Raw genomic sequence first — 268 nt, forward strand, 5'->3', positions numbered from 1 at the left:
TTCATCGTTCGACTTGCATGTGTTAAGCACGCCGCCAGCGTTCGTCCTGAGCCAGGATCAAACTCTCCGTGAATGTGTACCGGTAATCCGGTTCAACACGCACGAGAGCGGAACCAGGAGAGGAATAATCCCCTGGTTCACAGCGTCCTCGCTGTGTGCCTTCCGTGGAAGGACTTTTTCAAAGGAACCTCAACTCACCGAAGTGAGTCGGGGTATCAACATATCTGGCGTTGACTTTTGGCACGCTGTTGAGTTCTCAAGGAACGGA

Annotated in this window: 1 rRNA gene; it reads right to left on the reverse strand. The window is 52.6% G+C overall.

Features of this window, described 5'->3' with window-relative positions:
* Positions 1 to 73 (reverse strand): 16S ribosomal RNA (locus OO63_RS41150); the annotation flags it as partial.
* Between the last annotated feature and the right edge of the window lie 195 nt (positions 74 to 268).

The sequence above is a fragment of the Streptomyces alboflavus genome, assembly GCF_000716675.1.
In the GTDB taxonomy this organism is placed as follows: Bacteria; Actinomycetota; Actinomycetes; order Streptomycetales; family Streptomycetaceae; genus Streptomyces; species Streptomyces alboflavus.